24 protein-coding genes are annotated in these 23458 nt (G+C 72.1%); 18 read left to right on the top strand and 6 right to left on the bottom strand.

Annotated features, from left to right (window positions below; translation table 11 throughout):
* Positions 1-25 precede the first annotated feature (25 nt).
* From ACF07N_RS20095 to ACF07N_RS20085, 3 genes are read left to right on the top strand one after another with little or no spacing between them, the layout of a single operon-like run.
* A complete protein-coding gene (locus ACF07N_RS20095) occupies positions 26-613 on the top strand; it encodes a DUF5998 family protein (RefSeq protein ID WP_309094457.1) in 588 nt (195 codons plus the stop codon).
* Complete coding sequence (locus tag ACF07N_RS20090) at positions 613-1809, top strand: alkaline phosphatase family protein (protein ID WP_383338086.1); 1197 nt, start codon at positions 613-615, stop codon at positions 1807-1809. The genes ACF07N_RS20095 and ACF07N_RS20090 overlap by 1 nt, the downstream gene beginning before the upstream one ends.
* A 43-nt stretch (positions 1810-1852) precedes the next feature.
* Positions 1853-2503, top strand: coding sequence for a thymidine kinase (locus ACF07N_RS20085; protein ID WP_392114627.1), 651 nt, complete (start codon positions 1853-1855; stop codon positions 2501-2503).
* Between the two features lie 65 nt (positions 2504-2568).
* Here the strand turns inward: ACF07N_RS20085 and ACF07N_RS20080 are convergent, their stop codons facing one another.
* Positions 2569-3372 (bottom strand): VOC family protein, encoded by an 804-nt coding sequence (locus ACF07N_RS20080; protein WP_392114624.1) that lies wholly within the window; start codon positions 3370-3372, stop codon positions 2569-2571.
* 252 nt (positions 3373-3624) lie between these two features.
* Here ACF07N_RS20080 and ACF07N_RS20075 point away from each other — a divergent pair, with 252 nt between their 5' ends.
* Positions 3625-4476: a sulfurtransferase gene (locus tag ACF07N_RS20075; RefSeq protein ID WP_392114621.1), complete on the top strand. Its 852-nt coding sequence runs from the start codon at positions 3625-3627 to the stop codon at positions 4474-4476.
* Positions 4477-4549: 73 nt separating this feature from the next.
* Here ACF07N_RS20075 and sepH read toward each other — a convergent pair whose 3' ends face one another.
* From sepH to ACF07N_RS20060, 3 genes are all read right to left on the bottom strand, one after another.
* Positions 4550-5599: a septation protein SepH gene (gene sepH / locus ACF07N_RS20070; protein ID WP_383330673.1), complete on the bottom strand. Its 1050-nt coding sequence runs from the start codon at positions 5597-5599 to the stop codon at positions 4550-4552.
* A gap of 511 nt (positions 5600-6110) precedes the next feature.
* Positions 6111-7430: a D-arabinono-1,4-lactone oxidase gene (locus ACF07N_RS20065; RefSeq protein WP_392114618.1), complete on the bottom strand. Its 1320-nt coding sequence runs from the start codon at positions 7428-7430 to the stop codon at positions 6111-6113.
* Complete coding sequence (locus ACF07N_RS20060; RefSeq protein WP_383338096.1) at positions 7390-8628, bottom strand: MFS transporter; 1239 nt, start codon at positions 8626-8628, stop codon at positions 7390-7392. The genes ACF07N_RS20065 and ACF07N_RS20060 overlap by 41 nt, the downstream gene beginning before the upstream one ends.
* Before the next feature lie 181 nt (positions 8629-8809).
* Between ACF07N_RS20060 and ACF07N_RS20055 the strand changes: the two genes are divergently transcribed.
* Complete coding sequence (locus ACF07N_RS20055; protein WP_383330664.1) at positions 8810-9937, top strand: ferrochelatase; 1128 nt, start codon at positions 8810-8812, stop codon at positions 9935-9937.
* An 8-nt stretch (positions 9938-9945) separates the two neighbouring features.
* Complete coding sequence (locus ACF07N_RS20050; RefSeq protein ID WP_383330661.1) at positions 9946-10761, top strand: inositol monophosphatase family protein; 816 nt, start codon at positions 9946-9948, stop codon at positions 10759-10761.
* A 65-nt stretch (positions 10762-10826) separates the two neighbouring features.
* On the opposite strand, the gene ACF07N_RS20045 is transcribed toward ACF07N_RS20050, so the two are convergent.
* Complete coding sequence (locus tag ACF07N_RS20045; protein ID WP_184989363.1) at positions 10827-11000, bottom strand: hypothetical protein; 174 nt, start codon at positions 10998-11000, stop codon at positions 10827-10829.
* Between the two features lie 412 nt (positions 11001-11412).
* Between ACF07N_RS20045 and ACF07N_RS20040 the strand changes: the two genes are divergently transcribed.
* The 4 genes from ACF07N_RS20040 to ACF07N_RS20025 all read left to right on the top strand — a co-directional run bounded on the left by ACF07N_RS20040 (position 11413) and on the right by ACF07N_RS20025 (position 14983).
* A complete protein-coding gene (locus ACF07N_RS20040) occupies positions 11413-12066 on the top strand; it encodes a response regulator transcription factor (protein WP_003993508.1) in 654 nt (217 codons plus the stop codon).
* 6 nt (positions 12067-12072) lie between these two features.
* Positions 12073-13305: a sensor histidine kinase gene (locus tag ACF07N_RS20035; protein ID WP_392114613.1), complete on the top strand. Its 1233-nt coding sequence runs from the start codon at positions 12073-12075 to the stop codon at positions 13303-13305.
* A gap of 405 nt (positions 13306-13710) precedes the next feature.
* A complete protein-coding gene (locus ACF07N_RS20030) occupies positions 13711-14007 on the top strand; it encodes a DUF4193 domain-containing protein (RefSeq protein ID WP_003993510.1) in 297 nt (98 codons plus the stop codon).
* A 13-nt stretch (positions 14008-14020) separates the two neighbouring features.
* Positions 14021-14983, top strand: a complete 963-nt coding sequence (locus ACF07N_RS20025) for a hypothetical protein (RefSeq protein WP_392114610.1) — start codon at positions 14021-14023, stop codon at positions 14981-14983.
* 99 nt (positions 14984-15082) lie between these two features.
* Here the strand turns inward: ACF07N_RS20025 and ACF07N_RS20020 are convergent, their stop codons facing one another.
* Complete coding sequence (locus tag ACF07N_RS20020) at positions 15083-15541, bottom strand: DUF3093 domain-containing protein (RefSeq protein WP_392114607.1); 459 nt, start codon at positions 15539-15541, stop codon at positions 15083-15085.
* Positions 15542-15599: 58 nt separating this feature from the next.
* On the opposite strand from ACF07N_RS20020, the gene ACF07N_RS20015 reads away from it, so the two are divergent.
* From ACF07N_RS20015 to ACF07N_RS19980, 8 genes are all read left to right on the top strand, one after another.
* The gene (locus ACF07N_RS20015; RefSeq protein WP_392114604.1) at positions 15600-16184 is read left to right on the top strand and encodes a PaaI family thioesterase; all 585 of its coding nucleotides are present in this window, start codon (positions 15600-15602) and stop codon (positions 16182-16184) included.
* Positions 16181-16732 (top strand): dUTP diphosphatase, encoded by a 552-nt coding sequence (gene dut / locus ACF07N_RS20010; RefSeq protein ID WP_383584779.1) that lies wholly within the window; start codon positions 16181-16183, stop codon positions 16730-16732. The genes ACF07N_RS20015 and dut overlap by 4 nt, the downstream gene beginning before the upstream one ends.
* 1 nt (position 16733) lies before the next feature.
* A complete protein-coding gene (locus tag ACF07N_RS20005; protein WP_309094472.1) occupies positions 16734-17486 on the top strand; it encodes a DUF3710 domain-containing protein in 753 nt (250 codons plus the stop codon).
* A 171-nt stretch (positions 17487-17657) separates the two neighbouring features.
* Positions 17658-18833 carry an alginate lyase family protein gene (locus ACF07N_RS20000; RefSeq protein ID WP_392114600.1) on the top strand — a complete coding sequence of 392 codons (1176 nt, stop codon included), beginning with the start codon at positions 17658-17660 and terminating at the stop codon, positions 18831-18833.
* Between the two features lie 165 nt (positions 18834-18998).
* Positions 18999-21566, top strand: a complete 2568-nt coding sequence (locus ACF07N_RS19995; protein WP_392114597.1) for an ATP-binding protein — start codon at positions 18999-19001, stop codon at positions 21564-21566.
* Positions 21563-22246: a response regulator gene (locus ACF07N_RS19990; RefSeq protein WP_383330636.1), complete on the top strand. Its 684-nt coding sequence runs from the start codon at positions 21563-21565 to the stop codon at positions 22244-22246. Before ACF07N_RS19995 ends, ACF07N_RS19990 begins: the two co-directional genes overlap by 4 nt.
* A gap of 52 nt (positions 22247-22298) precedes the next feature.
* Positions 22299-22697 carry an OB-fold nucleic acid binding domain-containing protein gene (locus ACF07N_RS19985; protein ID WP_383330633.1) on the top strand — a complete coding sequence of 133 codons (399 nt, stop codon included), beginning with the start codon at positions 22299-22301 and terminating at the stop codon, positions 22695-22697.
* A 3-nt stretch (positions 22698-22700) separates the two neighbouring features.
* Positions 22701-23432 (top strand): DUF3159 domain-containing protein, encoded by a 732-nt coding sequence (locus tag ACF07N_RS19980; RefSeq protein ID WP_365092089.1) that lies wholly within the window; start codon positions 22701-22703, stop codon positions 23430-23432.
* Positions 23433-23458: the final 26 nt, after the last annotated feature.

Here is a 23458-nt window from a genome sequence, read left to right as displayed (position 1 = left end):
AGTGGTCCCCCGTAGGATGGGCGTCATGGCCAAGACCAGTACGACGACCCAGGGGCTGCGGGCGGCGATCGAGCGCAGCGGCTACTACCCGGCCCTCGTGGCCGAGGCGGTGGAGGCCGCCGTGGGCGGCGAGCCCATCCGGTCGTACCTGGTCCACCAGGAGACGACGTTCGACCAGAACGAGGTGCGCCGGCACGTGACGGTGCTCGTCCTCACGGACAACCGCTTCATCGTCAGCCACACCGACGAGCAGGCCGCCGACAGCACGTCCCCCACGCCGTACGCCACGACGTCCACGGAGTCCGTGAAGATCGGCCGCATCTCGTCGATCGTGGTCAGCCGCGTGGTCGCCAACCCGGAGTCGTACAAGCCGGGCACCCTGCCCCGCGAGGTGGTGCTCACCATCGGCTGGGGCGCCGTCTCCCGCATCGACCTGGAGCCGGCCGCCTGCGGCGACCCCAACTGCGAGGCCGACCACGGCTACACCGGCAACTCCACGGCGGACGACCTCAGCCTCCGCGTGAGCGAGGCCGGGGACGGACCGGAGACCGTGCGCCAGGCCCTCGCCTTCGCCCAGGCCCTCTCCGAGGCGACCGCGGACAGCGCCCGCTGATGACACAGCCGAAAACGGCCTGGGACCAGCACCCCGAGCCGCTCACCGTGGCCTCCGCGCCGGTCCCCGAGTACGGCAGCGGCTCCCTCGCCGACCTGCTGCCCACCCTGGCCGCAGGCCTGGGCGTGCCCGGCATGACCGCCACGATCCCCGAGCTGACCCCCGCCGACCGGAACTGCGTCTTCCTGATCGACGGCCTCGGCTGGGAGCAGCTGAAGGCGCATCCCGAGGACGCCCCGTTCATGACGTCCCTGCTCGCCACCTCGCGCGGCGGCACCGGGCGCCCCCTCACGGCCGGCTATCCGGCTACCACGGCCACCTCCCTCGCCTCCGTGGGCACCGGCCTGCCGCCCGGCGCGCACGGCCTGCCCGGCTACACGGTGCGCAATCCGGACACCGGCGAGCTGATGAACCAGCTGCGCTGGCAGCCCTGGACCCCGCCGGGCCCCTGGCAGCCGTACCCCACGATCTTCCAGCTGGCCCACCAGGCGGGCGTGCACGCGGCGCAGGTGTCGTCCCCGACCTTCGAGAACACCCCGCTGACCCGGGTCGCGCTCAGTGGCGGAACGTTCCTCGGGCGGCTGACCGGCGAGGACCGCATGGACCTGGCCGCCGAGCAACTGGCCGCGGGCGACCGCTCCCTGGTCTACACGTACTTCGCCGAGGTCGACGGCGCCGGCCATCGCTTCGGCGTCGACTCGGACGCCTGGCGCGGCCAGCTCATGTACGCCGACCGCCTGGTCCAGCGCCTCGCGGAGCAACTGCCCCCGCGCAGCGCCCTGTACGTCACCGCCGACCACGGCATGATCGATGTGCCCTTCGGCGAGCAGCACCGCATCGACTTCGACGAGGACTGGGAGCTCAGCGCCGGAGTCGCCCTGCTCGGCGGTGAGGGCCGCGCCCGGCATGTCTACGCCGTCCCGGGTGCCGCCAACGACGTGCTGACCTGCTGGCGCGAGGTGCTCGGCGAGCAGTTCTGGGTCGCCTCCCGCGACCAGGCCGTCGAGGCGGGCTGGTTCGGCCCGCACATCGACGCCCGGGTGTACGACCGGATCGGCGACGTGGTCGCCGCCGCGCGCGACGACGTCCTGCTCATCGCCTCCGAGCGGGAGCCCAAGGAGTCGGCGATGGTCGGCAACCACGGTTCGATGACCCCCGCCGAGCAGCTGGTCCCGCTGCTCGAAGTACGCTCCTGAGACCGCACTCCGACCCCTTCCACCGAAAGGTGCTCAACCCCCCATGCCCGAGCTGGTGTTCTTCTCCGGAACGATGGACTGCGGGAAGTCGACGCTGGCTCTCCAGATCGAGCACAACCGCTCGGCGCGCGGCCTGCAGGGCATGATCTTCTCCCGCGACGACCGCGCCGGCCACGGCAAGCTCTCCTCCCGCCTCGGCCTGGTCACGGACGCCGTGGAGGTCGAGGACGGGCAGGACCTCTACGCCTACCTCGTCGACCACCTCTCGCAGGGCGGCCGCGCGGACTACGTGATCGCCGACGAGGCGCAGTTCCTCGCTCCCGAGCAGATCGACCAACTCGCCCGCGTGGTCGACGACCTGAGCCTGGACGTCTACGCCTTCGGCATCACGACCGACTTCCGCTCCAAGCTGTTCCCGGGCTCCCAGCGGCTGGTGGAACTGGCCGACCGGGTCGAGGTGCTCCAGGTCGAGGCCCTGTGCTGGTGCGGAGCCCGCGCGACGCACAACGCCCGCACGATAGGCGGCGTCATGGTCGTCGAGGGCGCCCAGGTGGTCGTCGGCGACGTCACCCACTCCGCCGACGAGGTCGGCTACGAGGTGCTGTGCCGCCGCCACCACCGCCGCCGCATGACCGCCGCGACGGCCCGCGCGGCGGCCCTGTCCCCGGACGTCCTGCCGGTGACGTCGGCCTGACCGGGGGCGAGAGCCGGGGGCCGAGGGCCTAAGTCGAGGGCCGAGAGTCGAGGGCCCGCCGATCGTCAGTCCGGCCGCTGCAGCAGCGCGAACCGCGCCCCTTCCGGATCCGCCACCGCCACCACGCGCCCCTGCGGGGTGTCCCGCACCGGTCCGAGCACCGTGCCGCCCAGGTGGACCAGAAGGTCCAAGGCGTCCCGGGCGTCCGCGACCTGGAAGTACGTCACCCAGTGCGGGCCCCGGTCGCGGGGCAGCGCCTGCCCCAGGCCGTGGACGCCGGCGACGGGCCGGCCACCGAGGTGCAGGGTCACGTAGTCGAAGTCGGCCGAGACCACCGGCTCCTCCTCGTAGCCGAACACCGTCCGGTAGAACTTGGCGACGGTCGCCGACTCGAAGGTCAGCAGCTCGTTCCAGGCGGGTGTGCCGGGGACGTCCGAGACGGCCGTGCCGAGGTGCGCGGCGGGCTGCCAGACGCCGAAGACCGCTCCCGACGGATCGGAACCGATCGCCAGCCGGCCGGCGTCGGCGGCGTCCAGCGGGCCCACACCGATCGTGCCGCCGCAGCTGCGCACCGTCTCGGCCGTCAGATCGGCGTTGCGCGAGGCGAAGTAGGGGGTCCACGCGATGGGCAGTTGCCGGTCCGGCGGCAGCTGCCCGATGCCGGCCACCTCGCGCCCGGCGAGCAGCGCGCGCACGTACGGGCCGAGTTGCTGCGGCCCGGGCCGGAACTCCCAGCCGAACAACGCTCCGTAGAAATCCTCGGTCGCGGCCAGGCCGTGCACCATCAGACTCACCCAGCAGGGCGTGCCGGGCGCGTGCCGCGCGGGTGCTGTGCCGTTCGGGCCGGCGGACCCCGGTGCGTCGGTCATCGTCACTCTCTTCTCGGCCTCGCGGTGGCCGTGCTCTCCGCAGCCCTCGTGGGGCTCACCCGGCGGGACGATCGTTGTCCGGGAGAATGCCCGATGTGCGGGGCGCTCTCCCTCGCGGCGCGCTTGTCGACGGGTGTCGTTCAGCTGTACAGCACGTGTCTGTTCCCGTACGCGGTGTGATCGACCCGGTTCGGCGGAGCAGAGTAGCCGGACATCGACGGCTCGGCCACCCGGTGCGCGAGGATGGTGACCATGAACGCCATCATCTCCGCATCCGACCTCGCGAGCGATCTGGCGGGCCCCCGCCCGCCGGTCCTGCTCGACGTCCGCTGGCAGCTCACCGCGGCGAAGGCCTCCGGTGAACCGCCGTTCGACGGCCGGGCCGCGTACGAGGCGGGGCATCTGCCCGGGGCCGTCTACGTGGACCTGGACCGGGAGCTGGCCTCGGCCCCGGGCGCGGGCGGCCGGCATCCGCTGCCCGACCTCGCGCGCTTCGGCGCGGCCATGCGCCGGGCGGGCGTGTCGTCCCGGACGCCGGTGGTCGTCTACGACGGTGGCCAGGGCTGGGCGGCGGCCCGGGCGTGGTGGTTGCTGCGCTGGACGGGTCACCCGGACGTGCGGGTCCTCGACGGCGGGTTGCCGTCCTGGCAGGGGCCGTTGGAGAAGATCGTGCCGGCTCCGGCGGAGGGCGACTTCACCCCCGAGCCGGGAGCGGCGGGACTGCTCGACGCGGACGCCGCGGCGGCGCTGGCGCGGTCCGGGGTGCTGCTGGACGCACGGGCGGGGGAGCGGTACCGCGGCGAGGTGGAAACGATCGATCCGGTGGCCGGGCACATTCCGGGGGCGGTGTCGGCGCCCACGACGGAGAACGTCGGCACGGACGGCTGCTTCCTTCCCGCCGGCAAGCTCCGCGAGCGCTTCGAGGGGCTCGGCGTGACGGAGGGTGCGCGCGTCGGCGTGTACTGCGGGTCGGGCGTGTCCGCGGCGCACCAGGTGCTGGCGCTCGCGGTCGCGGGCATTCCGGCGGAGCTGTACGTCGGTTCGTGGTCGGAGTGGTCCTCCGACCCGGACCGTCCGGTCGCCGTGGGTCCCGACCCGCAGTGAACGGAACGCGTGGGGGCCGCGCCCGGCGAGGCGCGGCCCCCACGCGTAGGTACGCGTACGACGGTCGGCCCGGCTACTCCTGCTTCTTGCGCCGGGTGCCGAACACGATCTCGTCCCAGCTGGGCACGGCCGCTCTGCGGCCCGGGCGGACCCCGTCGGCCTCCGCCTGACGGTCGGTGGCGCCGATGAGCCGGTCGCGGTGGCTGCCGACGGAGCGCGGCATGAGGACGTCGGCGTACGCGGAACCGGCCGAGGCGGCGGGAGCCGGGGGCTCCTCCTCCTCGGGTTCGGCGACCGGCTCCTCGTCGGGCTCCGGCGCGGGGCGCTCCGGGACCACCAGGTCGCCGCGGAAGCTCGGCACCGCCTCCAGCAGGCTGGTCAGGGAATCCCGTTCGCTGGAGGCCGTGATGGCCAGGGCCTCCTCGTCGGGCTCCGGCGCCGGCGCGGGCAGGCTCGGCCGCTCGCGGTCGCCGGGACGGTCCAGCGGCCTGTCGCGCGGCAGCCGCGCGATCCGCGGCACGAACGGGAAGCTGGGCTCGGGCGCGGCCAGGTCGTCGGACTCGCCGATCAGCGAGCGGGCCTCGTCGTCCACGGCCTGGACGAGCCGCCGCGGCGGGTCGTACGTCCAGCTCGCCGAGTGCGGCTCGCCCGCGACGCGGTAGACCAGCAGGACCTCCCACGTGCCGTCGTCACGACGCCACGAGTCCCACTGGACGGTGTCCTTGTCGGCCCCGCGCAGCAACAGCCGCTCCTGCACGGCCTCGCCGAGCGGCGGACCGGAGTTCTCGCCGGGGCGGCGGACCGGGGTCTTGCGGGCCCGCTCGGCCATGAACGCGCGCTCGGCGAGCACGGGACCCTCGAAGCGGCGGACCCGGTCGACGGGGATGCCGGCCATCTGCGCGACCTCTTCCGCGGTCGCGCCGGCGCGTATACGCGCCTGGATGTCGCGGGGGCGGAGGTGGCTCTCCACCTCGATCTCGATCTGGCCGAGGCGGGGACGGTCGCCGCGCACGGCGGCGCGGAGCCGTTCGTCGATCGGAAGCGTGTACTCCGTGCTGTCCGCAGCCTTCAGCACCAGCCGTGTGCCGTCATTCGAGACGGCCACGACACGCAGTTCGGGCATGGGGACCTCCCGGGTGGTGCCTGCCGACGTCACGTGCGTCGCTGCTTCCGCTAGTCGAGTGTGGCCTGCCCGGGTGCAGCCTGCCACAACCTTGCCGAGTTGCCCGGCGTGTCGGGCGCGGGCCCTGGACCGCCGTTATGGCACGGTTACCTATTCGCAACGCTAAGTGACGAACTTCATCACCCTGTGCAACTAGCCCCCTCCCGGCGGTCCTCAAAGGTCCCGAGCACCCTGATGGGAGACCGGACCCAGGGCTCGCCACAGTACTCCATTCGGGCCACGTGCGTGGATCGGCACGCCGCCCAACTTCTGGCAAGGGGCGGGACTTGGTCACCCCATGCCCCCGTTCCCCGATCTTGAACGTGGGGAACTTCACGCGATCACCGGAATCGGAATCGGGAATTTCGGCCGTACGTCCCCTTCTTGTGCGGTTGCCGGCCGCGGAGCGTGCGCCGGTTGCGACGCGGGTTCGGAAGGTGACGCGGCGTCACGAGGGTTCCGTCCGGGTCGCCTAAGCCCCCAGGACCCTCCGCACGTAGTCGTTCTGGAACCGCCGGTCAGGGTCCAGACGGTCCCGCAGCGCCGTGAACTCGCCGAAGCGCGGATACACCCGGGAGAAGTACTCCGCGTCCCGGGTGTGGATCTTGCCCCAGTGCGGGCGGCCCTCGTGGGCGGTGAAGATGCGCTCGGCGGCGGTGAAGTAGCGGTGGTAGGGCGTGCCCCGGAACATGTGGACGGCGATGTAGGCGCTGTCGCGTCCGGAGGCGGTGGAGAGCGTGATGTCGTCGGCCGGGGCGGTGCGCACCTCGACGGGGAAGCTGATCCGCAGCCCCGAGCGGTCGATCGTCTTCTTCAGCTCCCGCAGCGTCTCGACGACGGCCGCGCGCGGAACGGCGTACTCCATCTCCACGAAGCGCACCCGGCGCGGAGACGTGAAGACCTTGTAAGGGATGTCCGTGTAGGTCCGCGCGGACAGGGCCTTGCTGGAGATGCGCGCGAGGGCGGGGATCGTGGCGGGCGCCGCCCGGCCCACCCAGTTGGCCACCTGGAAGACCCCGTTGGAGAGGAACTCGTCCTCGATCCAGCTCTTGAGAGGGGGCACGGGCTGCTCCGGGCCCGCGCTGCGGTTGTTGCGCTTGGTGTTGGTGCTGCCGGTGTGCGGGAACCAGTAGAACTCGAAGTGCTCGTTCTCGGCCCAGAGTTGGTCGAAGTCCGCCAGGACCTGGTCGAACGGCATCGGTTCCTCGCGGGCCGTGAGCAGGAAGAGGGGCTCGACCGCGAAGGTGAGGGCGGTGACGACACCGAGGGCTCCGAGGCCGATGCGGGCGGCCGCGAAGACCTCCGGGTTCTCCTTCTCGGAGCAGGTGAGGACCGAGCCGTCCGCCGTGACCAGTTCCAGGCCCCTGATCTGGGCGGCGATCGAACCGGAGTCGCGGCCCGTGCCGTGCGTGCCCGTGCCGGTGGCGCCGGAGACGGTTTGCTCCATGATGTCGCCCATGTTCGTCAGCGACAGGCCCTCGCGCGCCAGGGCCACGTTGAGTCTCTTGAGCGGGGTGCCCGCCTCCACGGTGACCGTCATGTTCTCGCGGTCGATCCGGCGTATGCCGGTCAGCAGTTGAGGGCGGATCAGCACGCCGTTCGTCGCGGCTATGGACGTGAAGGAGTGACCGGATCCGACGGCCTTCACCGTCAGGCCGTCCTCGGCGGCCTGCCGCACGGCGGCGGCCAGCTCGTCGACGGAGGCCGGGGTGACCTCCCGCGCGGGACGCGCCGAGACGTTGCCGCCCCAGTTACGCCACGTGCCGTTCTTTCCGTTCGCTGTGCTGCTCAACGGAGCCTCCCCGACCCGGAGCCGGCCTCTTGAGCCGGCGGTAACCGAGGAAACCCACCGCGACCGCGACGGCCCCGGACACCGCCGGAACCCCGTACCCGGCGCGCGCCCCGGCCGCGTCGATCACCCACCCGGCCGCGGAGGAGCCGAGCGCGACCCCCACCGCGAGCCCGGTACTCACCCAGGTCATGCCCTCGGTGAGCTGCGCGCGTGGTACGTGCTCTTCGATGAGGGACATCGTCGTGATCATCGTCGGCGCGATGGACAGACCCGCAACGAACAGCGCCACGGCCAGGAACGGCAAGTTTCCGACCAGTAGAAGTGGGATCATACTCACGGCCATGGCGCACACGCCCAGCAGCCACCGGCGTTCCGGTGCCCCGGCGAAGTGCATCAGCCCATAGACCATGCCCGCCACGCAGGAACCCGCCGCGTACACCGCGAGGACGACGCTCGCGGCCGCCTTGTGTCCCTCCTCGTCGGCGAAGGCCACGGTCACCACGTCGACCGCGCCGAAGATCGCCCCGGTCGCGACGAAGGTGGCGACCAGGACCTGCAGCCCCGGGGCGCGCAGCGCGCTGCCCCCGCCCGCGCGCTCACGCGGATGCGGCTCCGGCTCGGTGGCGCGCTGGGCGGTCAGCCAGAAGACGCCCACCGCGAGGAAACAGGCGGCGAGCAGCGGACCGGCCTCCGGGAACCAGGCCGTGGACAGGCCGATGGAGATGATCGGCCCGAAGATGAAGCACACCTCGTCCACCACGGACTCGAAGGAGTACGCGGTGTGCAGCTGCGGGGTGCCCCGGTACAGGGTCGCCCAGCGGGCCCGGATCATCGCGCCGACGCTCGGCACGCAGCCGATGCCGACGCAGGCCACGTACAGGACCCAGTCCGGCCAGCGGTAGTGCGCGGCGAGCAGCAGGAGGGCCGCCGCAGCCAGGGAGACCAGCGTCGCCGGGCGCAGCACCCGCCGCTGCCCGTACTGGTCCACCAGCCGGGAGACCTGCGGTCCGGCCACCGCCGCGGCGAGCGCGATCGTCGCCGACAGGGCGCCGGCCAGGCCGTACCGCCCGGTGAGCTGGGAGACCATCGTGACCACGCCGATGCCCATCATCGACAGCGGCATCCGGCCGAGGAAACCCGCGGCCGAGAAGCCCTTGGTGCCGGGGGCGGCGAACAGAGCGCGGTAAGGGCTGGGCAACGGGGTCTCCGAAGGGCTCAGTAAGCTGCGAACGCAGTCGACACAGCTTACGACTCCGGATGTCTCTGGCGCACCTGTTCGACCGCTTCCGAACCGCCCGCCGGCCCGCTCCCGAACCGGCGCCGCGCGGGTGCCCCCCGCCGTTTCCGGGCTGTGAGTGCAGGGTGGCAGGATCGGAGTCATGCCAGACGCGCGCGATGTCACCCCCTACGACGCCCTGCTCCTGCTCTCCTTCGGCGGCCCGGAAGGCCCGGACGACGTGGTCCCGTTCCTGGAGAACGTGACGCGCGGACGCGGCATCCCGAAGGAACGCCTCAAGGAGGTCGGGCAGCACTACTTCCTGTTCGGCGGGGTCAGCCCCATCAACGACCAGAACCGCGCCCTGCTCGACGCCCTGCGCAAGGACTTCGCCGAGCACGGCCTGGACCTGCCGGTCTACTGGGGCAACCGCAACTGGGCGCCGTACCTCACGGACACCCTGCGCGAGATGGTCCGCGACGGACGCCGCCGCATCCTGGTCCTGGCCACCAGCGCCTACGCCTCGTACTCGGGCTGCCGCCAGTACCGCGAGAACCTCGCCGACGCGCTCGCCGCCCTGGAGAGCGAGGGCCTGGAGCTGCCGAAGGTCGACAAGCTGCGGCATTACTTCAACCACCCGGGCTTCGTGGAGCCCATGGCCGACGGCGTGATCCGCTCCCTCCAGGAGCTGCCCGAGGACGTGCGCGACGGTGCGCACCTGGCCTTCTCGACGCACTCCATCCCGACGGCCGCAGCCGACACCTCCGGGCCCGTGGAGGGCCACGGCGACGGCGGCGCGTACGTGCGGCAGCACCTGGACGTGGCGAAGCTGATCGCCGAGGCCGTCCGGGAGCGCACCGGCGTCGACCACCCCTGGCAGCTCGTCTACCAGTCGCGCTCCGGCGCCCCGCACATCCCGTGGCTGGAGCCCGACATCTGCGACCACCTCGAGGAACGCCATGCGGCCGGTGTCCCGGCCGTGGTGATCGCCCCCATCGGCTTCGTCTCCGACCACATGGAGGTCCTGTACGACCTCGACACGGAGGCCAAGGCCAAGGCGGAGGACCTGGGACTGCCGATGCGCCGCTCGGCCACCGTCGGGGACGACCCGAGGTTCGCCGCCGCCGTCCGTGAACTCGTCCTGGAGCGTGCCGCCGCCGAGCGCGGGCAGGAGATCACACCGTGCGCCCTGGGCGCGCTCGGCGCGAGCCACGACCTCTGCCCGGTCGGCTGCTGCCCGGCCCGCGCCCCCCGGCCCGCCGCCGCGGGCGCCGACAGCCCCTACGCGTGAGGAGCCCTGTGACCGACCCCCTGCACACGGACCTGCTCGAACTCGCCCAGGAGGCCGCCCGCCGCGCCGGCGCGCTGCTGCGTGACGGCCGTCCGGCCGACCTGGCGGTCGCCGCGACCAAGTCCAGCCCCATCGACGTCGTCACGGAGATGGACATCGCGGCGGAGAAGCTGATCACCGGGCTGATCGCCGAGCGGCGCCCGGACGACGGCATCCTCGGCGAGGAGGGCGCCTCCACCGAGGGCACGAGCGGCGTCCGCTGGGTGATCGACCCGCTCGACGGCACGGTCAACTACCTCTACGGGCTGCCCACCTGGTCCGTCTCGATCGCCGCCGAGCAGGACGGCGAGACCGTCGTCGGAGTCGTCACGGCCCCGATGCGCGGTGAGACCTTCCACGCGGTGCGCGGCCGCGGTGCCTGGGCCACCGGCGCCTGGGACGGTGAGCGCAGGCTCGCCTGCCGCCCCGCGCCGCCCCTGGACCAGGCCCTCGTCTCCACGGGCTTCAACTACGTCGCCGAGGTCCGGGCCCACCAGGCGGACGTCGCGCGGCGGCTGATCCCGCTGCTGCGCGACATCCGGCGCGGCGGCTCGGCCGCGGTCGACCTGTGCGACCTGGCCGCCGGACGCCTCGACGGCTACTACGAGCGCGGACTGCACGCCTGGGACCTCGCGGCGGGCGACCTGATCGCCCGGGAGGCGGGCGCGCTGACCGGTGGACGCCCCGGAGAGCGCCCGTCGGGCGAGCTGACGGTCGCCGGGACCCCCGGCGTCTTCGAGCCCCTCCAGCGCCTCCTGGAGGACTTCGGAGCCTGGCACGACTGAGGACCGCCGGACAGCACGACGGGCCCCGGCGCTGGATTCGCCGGGGCCCGTCGCTCGGGCCTTGATCAGACGCTCGTCGCGCTGACCTCCACACCGTGCTCGGCCGCGAGACGGCGCAGGTCGTCGAGCTCTCCCTGCTCCACCTCGACGAGGAACTCGTCGCCCTCGTCGCGAGCCCGGGACAGATCGGACTCGGTCGCCCTTATGCGCTGCAGAAGTCCTGCGGTGAATGCGTCCATGCTGCGCCCCCTCGTCCTGGGTCGTGGGAATGGCACGGGGGTGTGCCGTTCGGAAGGGACGATCACGTCTCCTGCGGATGCCCGGCCCCGCTCGGCCGGGCGGCGGCGGTGCCGGACATCCACGCCCGCCCTGCGGAAAAGCGGAGAGGTGCGCACCGCATGGTGGTGCGGTACCTGCAGAGCGTGATCGTGGGATGTAAAGCCGTCCTCCCCAAGCTCCCTTCCGTGGAAACCTAACCGCGGGAGAAAATCTCTTATTCCCCTTCGCGTTCCGGGGCCCCGCACCCGCCTTACCTCCGACTTATGGCCGAAAAGGGCAGGATGGAGGGCAACACACCGACACCGTCGAAGACCCCTGCCCGCGTGCGCCCCGAGAGCGCTACGCGTGTGGACATGAGGAAGGACAAGGGACGTGCGCGTACTCGTCGTCGAGGACGAGCAACTGCTCGCCGATGCGGTGGCCACCGGACTGCGCCGGGAGGCCATGGCCGTCGACGTCGTCTACGACGGTGCGGCCGCCCTGGAGCGCATCGGCGTCAACGACTACGACGTGGTCGTCCTCGACCGCGACCTCCCGCTCGTGCACGGCGACGACGTCTGCCGCAAGATCGTCGAACTCGGCATGCCCACGCGCGTACTGATGCTCACGGCCTCCGGCGACGTCAGCGACCGTGTGGAGGGCCTGGAGATCGGCGCCGACGACTACCTGCCCAAGCCGTTCGCGTTCAGTGAGCTCATCGCGCGCGTGCGCGCCCTGGGCCGGCGCACCAGCGTGCCCCTGCCCCCCGTGCTGGAGCGCGCCGGCATCAAGCTCGACCCCAACCGCCGGGAAGTCTTCCGCGACGGCAAGGAGGTCCAGCTCGCGCCCAAGGAGTTCGCGGTCCTGGAGGTGCTGATGCGCAGCGAGGGCGCCGTCGTCTCGGCGGAGCAGCTCCTGGAGAAGGCCTGGGACGAGAACACCGACCCGTTCACGAACGTCGTGCGCGTGACGGTCATGACCCTGCGCCGCAAGCTGGGCGAGCCGCCCGTCATCGTCACCGTCCCCGGCTCCGGCTACCGGATCTGATCTCCCGTGGCAGCGACCCCCGCGCCTCCCCAGGCGCCCCCGAAGCCCACCTGGGACCCCAGAAGGCCCGTGCCGCAGTTCCCCTGGCTGCGCCCGACGATCCGCATACGGCTCACGCTGCTGTACGGCGGCATGTTCCTGATCGCCGGCATCCTGCTGCTGTCGATCATCTACCTGCTGGCCGCCCAGGCGCTGAACGTGGGCAGCGACCTGCCCTTCAAGATCGTCGAGGGCAAGGTCACCAGCGAGATGTGCAACCTGCCCGACCAGGCCTCGCCGAACGAGTTCAACAGCGCGATGAACGCCTGCGTCAACGAGCAGCGCCGGCACGCCCTGGACAGCCTGCTCAGCCGCTCGCTGCTCGCCCTGCTCGGGCTGGCGGTCATCGCGTTCGCCTTCGGCTACGCGATGGCGGGGCGCGTGCTGTCGCCGCTGGGCCGGATCACCCGCACCGCCCGCGCGGTGGCGGGCTCGGACCTCTCGCGCCGCATCGAGCTGGACGGCCCGGACGACGAGCTGAAGGAGCTGGCGGACACCTTCGACGACATGCTGGAGCGGCTGCAGCGCGCCTTCACGGCCCAGCAGCGCTTCGTCGGCAACGCCTCCCATGAACTGCGGACGCCCCTGGCGATCAACCGCACGCTCCTGGAGGTGCACCTGTCCGACCCGGGCGCCCCGGTGGAGCTCCAGCAGCTCGGCAAGACGCTGCTGGCCACCAACGAGCGCAGCGAGCAGCTCGTGGAGGGCCTGCTGCTGCTCGCCCGCAGCGACAACCAGATCGTCGAGCGGGGCCCGGTGGACCTCGCCGAGGTCGCCGGGCAGGCCATCGACCAGGTGCGCGGCGAGGCCGAGAGCAGGGGCGTGGCCCTCCGGGGCGAACAGAAGCCCGCGGTCGTCCAGGGCAACGGGGTCCTGCTGGAGCGGATCGCGCTGAACCTGGTGCAGAACGCCGTGCGGTACAACGTGCCCGAGGACGGCTGGGTGGAGGTCACCACCGACGTGCAGCACGGCCAGGCGGTGCTGGTGGTGTCCAACACCGGCCCGGTCGTGCCGGCGTACGAGATCGACAACCTCTTCGAGCCGTTCCGGCGGCTGCGCACCGAGCGCACGGGCAGCGACAAGGGCGTCGGACTGGGTCTGTCCATCGTCCGGTCGGTCGCCCGGGCGCACGGCGGGCACATCTACGCGCAGCCGCGCGAGGGAGGGGGGCTCGTGATGCGGGTCACGCTGCCCATCTGAGATCATGGCGCCGATCCACTCGGCGACACGCGGGGATGTTCGCTTTGCGCGGAATTTCGCACGGGCTGCCGCACGAGTCCCGTGTGTGATCGATCACAGGGGCGCCTTTCTGGCCATCTACTCTCCGTGATCATGCACCCTGGCGGAAAGCCGGGAAAATCCCGGTTTTCGAGGGTCTTGATCACGGGAAGTACACGGTGAGACGCCTTTGTAGTGCGGCATTCGGACCGTGTACGGTCCCCATCGCCATCCAAGCCGATCACTCATGAGGAGTCCGGTTGGGTGTCGATTGAGTAACAGACCTTGATGTGAGGCAAAATCTCCGCCTCAGGTCGGGCACAAGTCCGGCCTCTCACGCGTTACGTGCGCTGGAGACACCGCAGACACCCAGAGGGGGAGAGCGACATGGCAACCGATTACGACACTCCACGCAAGACCGATGACGACGTCGACTCGGACAGTCTCGAAGAGCTGAAGGCCCGGAGGAACGACAAGTCGGCCTCCGCGGTGGACGTCGACGAGTTCGAGGCCGCGGAAGGCCTGGAACTGCCCGGAGCCGACCTCTCGAACGAGGAACTGGCCGTCCGGGTGCTCCCGAAGCAGCAGGACGAGTTCACCTGCATGAGCTGCTTCCTGGTGCACCATCGCAGCCAGCTGGCCCGGGAGAAGAACGGTCAGCCGATCTGCCGCGACTGCGACTGAGGGCGGGTCGGCCGTGACTGGCTCGACCCCTCCCTGGAAGCGCCGCTTCTCCCACCGGAAAGCGGACGAAGGGCCGATCGAAGACGGCCCCTACGGCGCGCGTGACGACGAGCGAGGCTCCACCGGTACGGAGGCGGCCTCGCTCGAACCGGCAGCGGGCCGGGCTGACCTCCCGGCCTCCGTGGACGTCCCCGCACCCGTCGCCCGGCGGCGGGCGGGGGCGATCCGCGAGCGGGCCGTGCGCAGCGCCCGCAAGGGCGGCGAGCGGGCCCGGGCGGGGCTCGCGCATCTCGCCGACCGGATCATCGACCTGGCCCCTCGGGTCCCCGTGCGGGACCTGGCGACGCTCCGCAGGCAGTTCCCGGGGCTGGGGCCCGAGGAACTCGCGGACCGGCTCGTCGCGGGTGCCACGAAGGCGACGGCCACGGTCGGAGCCGGTGTCGGCGCGGCGGCCATGCTGCCCGTGCCGCCCGCGATGCCGACGGAACTGGCCGCCGAGGTCACCGGCGTCGCCGCGATCGAGCTGAAGCTGATCGCCGAACTCCACGAGGTCTACGGCGTGAGACCGCCCGGCAACCTCAAGCAGCGCAGCACCGCGTACCTCGACTCGTGGTCGGGGGAGCGCGGCATCGACGCGACCAAGCCGTCGACCATCAGCACGGCGCTGAACAGCCGCATGAAGCGCGAGCTGCGCCAGCGGATCATGAAACGGATGGTCCGCAACATGCCGAACCTGCTGCCGTTCATGGTGGGGGCCGCCGTGGGCGCGGTCATGAACCGCAGCGAGACGAGAAAGCTCGCCGGCCGGATCCGCGAGGACCTGCGCAGGATCCAGGTGCCGTGGGACGCCCTGGACGCCCTGCCGGCCCTGGACCAGCCGTCGGACGCCCTGGAGATGGGCGAGATCACCCACGACCCGCTGGGCCGCGGCGACGACCGCGGGCGCGACGGCGGAGGGAAGAGCGAGCCTCGGTGACGGCGGGCGCAGAGACCCGCCGTCCGTCTCCCGGAGCGAGTGCGGGGCGAGTCCGCCCGGGGCGAGTCCGCCTCCCGGGTGAGGACCCGAGCGGCTGTGCTAAGCCTGACGCGTGGCCCGCAGCGCCTGCGCCAGCCGCTCCGGCTCGCGCGTCGACAGGTACAGGTAGGGCGTCGGGTCCTGCGGGTCGGTGACCTCCACGCGCAGGGCCGTGGGGATGTAGGCGCGCAGCAGCATGAAGGCGCGCGGGTCGGCCTTGTGGGTGCGCCAGGCGCGGGCCTCCTCCGCGTCCAGCACCTCGGCCTCGCCCAGGGCCGCCACGGGGATCCGCGCCTCTCCGGCGATCAGGGCGTCGCCCACGACGCGGATGCGGACCGAACCGTACGAACTCGCGGCGACGGCGGCGACCGCGGTGCCCCCGGCCAGCCCGCCGAGCATCGGCAGCGTGCCGAACGGGAGCAGGACCAGGGCCAGGGAGACTCCCACGAGGAACGAGATCAGCCACCAGGTCCGCGGGGCGGTGAGGCGTTCTTCGTACGGGGCGGCGGAGAGCTGCATGGAGCCAAGCTTGGCACGGTGTCCGCGGCGGGCCGACGCGCGGGTAAGGTCTGCGCCTGTGAGTGGTACTTCCGCAGCTCTTCAGCCCCCGGCCGACGCCGTGCAGCCCGTACGCCATCCGGACGCCCCCGCGCCGGGAGAACTCCTCGGCGCGCACTACGGCCAGTGTTTCGGCTGCGGCGGGGACCAGCCGCACGGGCTGCACCTGGAGGCGCGGGCCGGCGAGGGCGTCTCGCTCACCGCCGAGTTCACCGTGCAGCCCGCCCACCAGGGTGCGCCCGGTCTGGCGCACGGCGGTGTGCTCGCCAGCGCCCTCGACGAGACCCTCGGCTCGCTGAACTGGCTGCTGCGCACGATCGCCGTGACCGGACGGCTGGAGACCGACTTCGTGCGGCCGGTGCCCGTCGGCACCACGCTGCACCTGGAGGCCGAGGTGACGGCCGTGGCCGGGCGGAAGATCTACTCGACCGCGACCGGCCGGGTCGGCGGCCCCGAGGGTCCCGTCGCCGTACGCGCCGACGCGCTCTTCATCGAGGTGAAGGTCGACCACTTCGTCGACCACGGCCGCAAGGAGGAGATCCAGGCGGCCATGGACGACCCGGACCAGGTCCGGCGGGCCCGTGCCTTCGAGGTGAACCCGTGAGCCGCCGGCCCGTGGACGTGCTGATCCGGCGCGTCGACCCGGACGTCCCGCTTCCGTCGTACGCGCACCCCGGGGACGCGGGGGCCGATCTGCGCACCACCGAGGCGTGCGAACTGGCGCCCGGGGAGCGGGCCGTGCTGCCCACCGGGGTGTCTGTGGCGCTGCCGGAGGGGTACGCGGCCTTCGTGCACCCGCGATCCGGCCTGGCCGCGCGCTGCGGCGTCGCCCTGGTGAATGCCCCGGGGACGGTTGATGCCGGGTACCGTGGGGAGATCAAGGTGATCGTGGTGAATCTCGACCCGCGCGAGGCCGTGCGGTTCGAGCGCTTCGACCGGATCGCCCAACTGGTCGTCCAGCAGGTCGAGAGGGTCCGCTTCCAGGAGGTGGCGGAGCTTCCCGATTCCGCGCGGGCCGAGGGGGGCTTCGGGTCCACCGGAGGGCACGCCGCGGTGGACGGGACGAGCGGCACAAGCGGTCAGGCCGCCCTGGGCGGTCGGACGGGTGGGAATCGATACGCTTCGGTCGTATCCGACCGGGAAGGACAGTGACGTGTTCGGACGTCGCAAGAAGAGGGATGCCGCCGAGGACGCGGCCGGCGAGGCCGAGCAGGTCGTCGACGGTGTCGACACCGAGGCGGACGAAGAGGGCGGGCGCCTGAGGCTCGAGCCGGCGCCGCGCCCCGACGGGCCCTGGGACAGCTCCGAGGTACGCGACCCCGCCGAGGGGCGGGTCGACCTCGGTGGCCTGTTCGTGCCGGGTGTCGACGGCATGGAGCTCAGGGTCGAGGTCGCCGGCGACGCGATCGTCGCGGCGACGGTCGTGCTGCGCGACAGCGCCATCCAGCTGCAGGCCTTCGCCGCACCCAAGCGCGAGGGCATCTGGGGCGAGGTGCGCGAGGAGATCGGCACCGGCATCACCCAGCAGGGCGGCATCGTCGACGAGGTCGAGGGCCCGCTCGGCTGGGAGCTGCGTGCCCAGGTCCCCGTCCAGCTGCCGGACGGCACGGGCGGCTTCCAGGTCGTGCGGTTCGTCGGCGTGGACGGCCCCCGCTGGTTCCTGCGCGGGGTCATCTCGGGCCAGGGCGCGGTGCAGCCGCAGGCCGCCGGGCTGCTGGAGCAGATCTTCCGGGACACGGTCGTGGTCCGCGGCGAGGGCCCGATGGCGCCCCGCGACCCGATCGTCCTGAAGCTGCCCAACGACGCCCAGATGGTCCCCGAGGGCGTGCAGCAGGAGGAGGGCTCCCGTTTCGCGGGCGGAATGGGCCAGCTCCAGCGCGGACCGGAAATCACCGAGGTCCGCTGACCCGCAGAGACACGGCAGAGACACACCAGGGCCGCACCCCACCGGGGGCGCGGCCCTTTCTCGTGCGCGGAACCTTGACGGCGAATTGGTCTGTACCTACCGTCTCCGTCCAGCGCGCCTGTTCATAAAGGCGCTTCACGTTCACATACGAGAACGGAAGGCCCCCCACGCATGCGCAGAACCGCTCTCCTCGCGGCCGCGGCCGCCCTCGTCGCCGGAGTCCTCGCCCGGCCCGCCGGCGCCGCTCCCAGTGCCCCCGCCGCCTTCGTCCACCCCGGAGTCACCGTCTCCCAGGGCCAGCTGGACTTCGCCCGCTCCCAGGTCACCGCCGGCGCCCAGCCCTGGAAGAGCGCCTTCGACCAGATGATGGCGAGCCGGTACGCCGACCTGAACCGCACTCCCAGGCCCCGGGCGGTCGTCGAGTGCGGCTCGTACTCCAACCCCAACCACGGCTGCACCGACGAACGCGAGGACGCGATCGCCGCGTACACCCAGGCCCTGGCCTGGTACGTCACGCGCGACGAACGGCACGCGCGCAAGGCCATCGAGCTGATGGACGCCTGGTCCGCCGTGATCCGCGACCACACCAACAGCAACGCGCCCCTGCAGACCGGCTGGGCCGGCTCCACCTGGCCCAGGGCCGCCGAGATCATCAAGTACACGTACACCGGGACCTGGGCGAACTCCGGCCGCTTCGCCGCCATGCTGCGCACCGTCTACCTGCCGGAGATCATCAACGGCTCGAACTCCAACGGCAACTGGGAGCTGTCGATGATGGAGGCCGCCGTCGGCATCTCCGTCTTCCTGGAGGACGAGGCCTCCTACGACAAGGCCATGGCAAAGTTCCGCACCCGGACGGCCGCCTACGTCTACCTGGAGTCCGACGGCGCGCTGCCGAAGACCGTCCCCAGCCAGAACCTCGACACCCGGGACAAGATCGTCAAGTACTGGCAGGGCCAGTCGACCTTCGTCAACGGGCTCAGCCAGGAGACCTGCCGCGACTTCACCCACACCGGCTACGGCCTCTCTGCCATCTCGCACGTCGCCGAGACCAGCCGGATCCAGGGCCAGGACCTCTACGGCACGGACGTCGGGGAGCGGCTGCGGCACGGGCTGGGCTTCCACGCCAAGTACGAACTCGGCACGGCCGTCCCGAGCTGGCTGTGCGGCGGCTCGCTCAAGCCCGGACTCGGCCCCGTCACCGAGGTCGGCCACAACGCCCTCGCCAACCGCCTCGGGCACGCCATGACCAACACCGGGACGCTGAACCAGCGCGGCCGCCCCGCCGGCAGCAACAACCTCTTCGTCGCCTGGGAGACCCTCACCCACGGCGACAACCCCGCCTGAGGTCCCCGTCCGGCCGGGCGCGTCAGAGTTCCGTCAAGGACGGTCCCGCGGACCCGCCCGGCACCGGCACACCGCCCCGCCCGGCCGTAAGGTCGACGCTGCGCAGGCAGCAGACCGGAAGACAGTCGATGCCGCGCAGGCAGCAGACCGGAAGACAATGGGGCCATGGCACGCGGCAAGCTACGGATCTACCTCGGTGCGGCACCGGGCGTCGGCAAGACGTACGCGATGCTGTCCGAGGCGCACCGCCGCGTCGAGCGGGGCACGGACTGCGTGGTCGCCTTCGTCGAGCACCACGGCCGGTCCCGCACCGAGGTGATGCTGCGCGGTCTCGAACACGTGCCGCTCCGGGAGCTGGAGTACCGCGGGGGCGTCTTCCCCGAGATGGACCTCGACGCCGTGCTCGCCCGCGCGCCCCGGGTCGCCCTGGTGGACGAACTCGCCCACACCAACGTCCCCGGCTCGCGCAACGCCAAGCGCTGGCAGGACGTGGAGGAACTGCTGGCAGCCGGGATCGACGTGGTCTCGACCGTCAACATCCAGCACCTGGAGTCCCTCGGGGACGTCGTCGAGTCGATCACCGGCGTGCGGCAGCAGGAGACCGTGCCGGACGAGGTGGTGCGGCGGGCCGACCAGGTCGAGCTGGTCGACATGTCGCCCGAGGCGCTGCGCCGCCGGATGGCGCACGGCAACATCTACCAGCCCGACAAGGTCGACGCGGCCCTGTCCAACTACTTCCGCCCCGGCAACCTCACCGCCCTGCGCGAGCTGGCCCTGCTGTGGGTGGCCGACCGGGTCGACGCCCACCTCACCCGGTACCGCAGCGAACACCGGGTGTCGCGGATCTGGGGTTCGCGCGAGCGGATCGTGGTCGGCCTGACCGGCGGGCCCGAGGGCCGCACCCTCATCCGCCGTGCCGCCCGGCTGGCCGAGAAGGGCGCCGGCGGCGAGGTGCTCGCCGTCTACATAGCACGCAGCGACGGGCTGACCTCCGCCTCGCCCAAGGAACTGGCCCTGCAGCGGACCCTCGTCGAGGACCTCGGCGGCACCTTCCACCACGTGGTCGGCGACGACATACCGGCCGCGCTGCTGTCCTTCGCCCGCGGCGTGAACGCCACCCAGATCGTGCTGGGCTCCTCCCGCCGCAAGACCTGGCAGTACGTCTTCGGGCCCGGCGTCGGCGCCACCGTCGCGCGGGAGTCCGGACCCGACCTCGACGTGCACATCGTCACCCACGACGAGGTCGCCAAGGGCCGCGGTCTGCCGGTGGCCCGGGGCGCGCGCCTCGGGCGGTCGCGGCGGGTGTGGGGATGGATCACCGGTGTCGCCGGGCCGCCGGTCCTCGCGGCGCTGCTGAGCGCCGTCGACCTCGGCCTCGCCAACGACATGCTGCTGTTCCTGGCGCTGACGGTGGCGGCGGCCCTGCTCGGCGGGCTGCTGCCCGCCCTGGCCTCGGCGGCCGTCGGGTCGCTGCTGCTGAACTACTTCTACACACCGCCCCTGCACCGGTGGACCATCGCCGACCCGAAGAACATCGTCGCCATCGTGATCTTCGTGGCGGTGGGCGCGGCCGTGGCCTCCGTGGTCGATCTCGCCGCCCGCCGCACCCACCAGGCGGCCCGGCTGCGCGCCGAGTCGGAGATCCTGTCGTTCCTCGCGGGCAACGTGCTGCGCGGCGAGACCGGCCTGGAGGAGCTGCTGGAACGGGTCCGGGAGACCTTCGGCATGGAGTCGGCGGCCCTGCTGGAACGCGAGAGCGACGTCGAGCCGTGGACCTGCGCGGGGCGCGCCGGCCAGGGGAGTCCCGTCGAGCGTCCCGACCAGGCGGACGTGGACATGCCGGTCGGGGACCACATGGCCCTCGCGCTGACCGGCCGTGTCCTGCCCGCCGAGGACCGCCGGGTGCTGGCCGCCTTCGCCGCCCAGGCCGCCGTCGTCCTGGACCGGCGCCGGCTCCGCGAGGAGGCCGACCGGGCCCGCGGGCTCGCCGAGGGCAACCGCATCCGCACGGCGCTGCTGGCCGCCGTCAGCCACGACCTGCGCACACCGCTGGCCGGCATCAAGGCGGCGGTGTCCTCCTTGCGGTCCGAGGACGTGGAGTGGTCCGAGGAGGACCGGGCCGAGCTGCTGGAGGGCATCGAGGAGGGCGCCGACCGCCTCGACCACCTCGTCGGGAACCTGCTCGACATGTCCCGCCTGCAGACCGGCACCGTCACCCCGCTGATCCGCGAGATCGACCTCGACGAGGTGGCGCCGATGGCGCTCGGCGGGGTGCCCGAGGGCAGCGTCGAGCTGGACGTGCCGGAGAGCCTGCCCATGGTCGAGGTGGACCCCGGGCTGCTGGAGCGGGCGATGGCCAACCTCGTCGAGAACGCCGTCAAGTACGCCCCGCCCGGCGTGCCCGTGCTGGTGGCCGCGAGCGCGCTCGCCGACCGGGTCGAAGTGCGGGTGGTGGACCGGGGGCCGGGCGTCCCCGACCAGGCCAAGGACCGCATCTTCGAACCGTTCCAGCGCTACGGCGACGCCCCCCGCGGGGCCGGCGTGGGGCTCGGGCTCGCGGTCGCCCGCGGCTTCGCCGAGGCCATGGGAGGCACCCTGAACGCCGAGGACACCCCCGGCGGCGGACTCACCATGGTCCTCACCCTCCGCGCGGCCGGAACCCGCCCGGAGCCCCTCGTCCCGCCGGGAGAACCGGAAGAACCCCTGGCAGAACCGGAAAGGCAGGCCTCATGACCCGCGTCCTGGTGGTCGACGACGAGCCGCAGATCGTGCGCGCCCTCGTGATCAACCTCAAGGCACGCACGTACGAGGTCGACGCGGCCCACGACGGTGCCACGGCCCTCCAGCTCGCCGCGGCCCGCCACCCCGACGTGGTCGTCCTCGACCTCGGGCTGCCCGACATGGACGGCGTGGAGGTGATCCGGGGCCTGCGCGGCTGGACCCGGGTGCCGATCCTGGTGCTGTCCGCGCGGCACTCCTCCGACGAGAAGGTCGAGGCGCTGGACGCGGGCGCCGACGACTACGTCACCAAGCCGTTCGGCATGGACGAGCTGCTGGCGCGGCTGCGGGCCGCCGTGCGCCGGGCCGAGCCGGCCGGCGGAGGCGAGGGCGACGTGATCGTGGAGACCGACGAGTTCACCGTCGACCTGGCCGCGAAGAAGGTCCAGCGCGCCGGGAAGGACGTCCGGCTGACGCCCACCGAGTGGCACCTGCTGGAGGTGCTCGTGCGCAACAGCGGCCGTCTGGTCGGGCAGAAGCAGCTGCTCCAGGAGGTGTGGGGGCCGTCCTACGGGACGGAGACCAACTATCTGCGCGTGTACATGGCGCAGCTGCGCAGGAAGCTGGAGGCGGACCCGTCGCATCCGAAGCACTTCGTGACGGAGCCGGGGATGGGCTACCGGTTCGAGAAGTAGGGTCGCCGCCCGGGGCTACGGGGATGCCGGTGGGCCCCGGTACGCTTCAGATATGAGTGCTGTTCCTCGTTCCGAAAAGCCGGCGGGCCGGTTCCGGCGCATGCTCGACCGGCTCTCCTCGTCGCAGGAGGACCTGGAGTCCGAGGAACTGCGTGAGGACACCGCGACGACCGGCTGCACCCGGATCGGAGACTGCCAGGACCGCCAGATAGTCACGGTTACTGGTACCTTGCGCACGGTCACCCTCAGGCCGCGTGCCGGAGTCCCGGCGCTGGAGGCGGAGCTGTTCGACGGCTCGGCCGCGCTGGACGTGGTGTGGCTCGGCCGGCGTTCCATCGTCGGCATAGAGCCGGGCCGGAAGCTGATCGCATCGGGCCGGATCTCGATGAGCCGGGGCCGCCGGGTGCTGTTCAACCCCAAGTACGAACTGAGACCCCTCGGACGGGAGTAGCCGGTGACGTCGCTCGACAAGCCGACCGAAGAGAATTCTGCGGACGACGCCCGGGCGGTGACCGAGGCCGCCCTGTTCGAGGCGTTCGGCGGCGTGCGGGGCATGGTCGAGACGGTGGTGCCCGGCCTGCTCTTCGTCACCATCTACACGATCAACAAGGACCTGCACCTGTCGGCGATCGCGGCGCTGGCCGTCTCGCTCGTGCTGGTCGCGGTCCGGCTGGTGATGAAGGACACCGTCAAGCACGCCTTCAGCGGCGTCTTCGGCGTGGCCTTCGGTGTCGTCTTCGCGATGATGACCGGCAACGCCAAGGACTTCTACCTGCCCGGCATGCTCTACACGCTGGGCCTCGGGCTGGCGTACGTGATCACGGCCGTGTGCGGGGTGCCGCTGATCGGCCTGATCCTCGGGCCGGTCTTCAAGGAGAACCTCTCCTGGCGCACGCGGAACCCGGGGCGCAAGAAGGCGTACACGAAGGCCAGTTACGCCTGGGGCGCCATCCTGCTCGCCAAGTGCGCGATCCTCTTCCCGCTGTACTGGTGGGCCGACACCACGCAGCTGGGCTGGGTCCTGGTCGCCCTGAAGATCCCGCCGTTCCTGCTCGCGGTGTGGCTGACGTGGGTCTTCCTCGCCAAGGCGCCCGCGCCGATCGACGTGTTCGCGGAGATGGAGGCGGAGGAGAAGGCCGCCGAGGAGCGGGAACGGCAGGCCGCGGCCCGGTCCGCCGAGCAGTGAGCCCGCACAGCTGAGCGAAGGGGAAG

It is taken from the genome of Streptomyces sp. NPDC015242 (assembly GCF_043079125.1).
Classification (GTDB): domain Bacteria; phylum Actinomycetota; class Actinomycetes; order Streptomycetales; family Streptomycetaceae; genus Streptomyces.
Note: the sequence above shows the minus strand (reverse complement) of the source record. Positions and strands in the feature narration are given on the sequence as shown.

Coding starts and splice junctions, on each gene's coding strand:
- ACF07N_RS20090 (WP_383338086.1), top strand. CDS start 613: ATGACACAGCCGAAAACGGCCTGGGACCAGCACCCCGAGCCGCTCACC.
- ACF07N_RS20095 (WP_309094457.1), top strand. CDS start 26: ATGGCCAAGACCAGTACGACGACCCAGGGGCTGCGGGCGGCGATCGAG.
- sepH (WP_383330673.1), bottom strand. CDS start 5,599: ATGCCCGAACTGCGTGTCGTGGCCGTCTCGAATGACGGCACACGGCTG.
- ACF07N_RS20075 (WP_392114621.1), top strand. CDS start 3,625: ATGAACGCCATCATCTCCGCATCCGACCTCGCGAGCGATCTGGCGGGC.
- ACF07N_RS20020 (WP_392114607.1), bottom strand. CDS start 15,541: ATGCAGCTCTCCGCCGCCCCGTACGAAGAACGCCTCACCGCCCCGCGG.
- ACF07N_RS19985 (WP_383330633.1), top strand. CDS start 22,299: ATGAGTGCTGTTCCTCGTTCCGAAAAGCCGGCGGGCCGGTTCCGGCGC.
- ACF07N_RS20055 (WP_383330664.1), top strand. CDS start 8,810: ATGCCAGACGCGCGCGATGTCACCCCCTACGACGCCCTGCTCCTGCTC.
- ACF07N_RS19990 (WP_383330636.1), top strand. CDS start 21,563: ATGACCCGCGTCCTGGTGGTCGACGACGAGCCGCAGATCGTGCGCGCC.
- ACF07N_RS20000 (WP_392114600.1), top strand. CDS start 17,658: ATGCGCAGAACCGCTCTCCTCGCGGCCGCGGCCGCCCTCGTCGCCGGA.
- ACF07N_RS19995 (WP_392114597.1), top strand. CDS start 18,999: ATGGCACGCGGCAAGCTACGGATCTACCTCGGTGCGGCACCGGGCGTC.
- ACF07N_RS20080 (WP_392114624.1), bottom strand. CDS start 3,372: ATGACCGACGCACCGGGGTCCGCCGGCCCGAACGGCACAGCACCCGCG.
- ACF07N_RS20030 (WP_003993510.1), top strand. CDS start 13,711: ATGGCAACCGATTACGACACTCCACGCAAGACCGATGACGACGTCGAC.
- ACF07N_RS20085 (WP_392114627.1), top strand. CDS start 1,853: ATGCCCGAGCTGGTGTTCTTCTCCGGAACGATGGACTGCGGGAAGTCG.
- ACF07N_RS20045 (WP_184989363.1), bottom strand. CDS start 11,000: ATGGACGCATTCACCGCAGGACTTCTGCAGCGCATAAGGGCGACCGAG.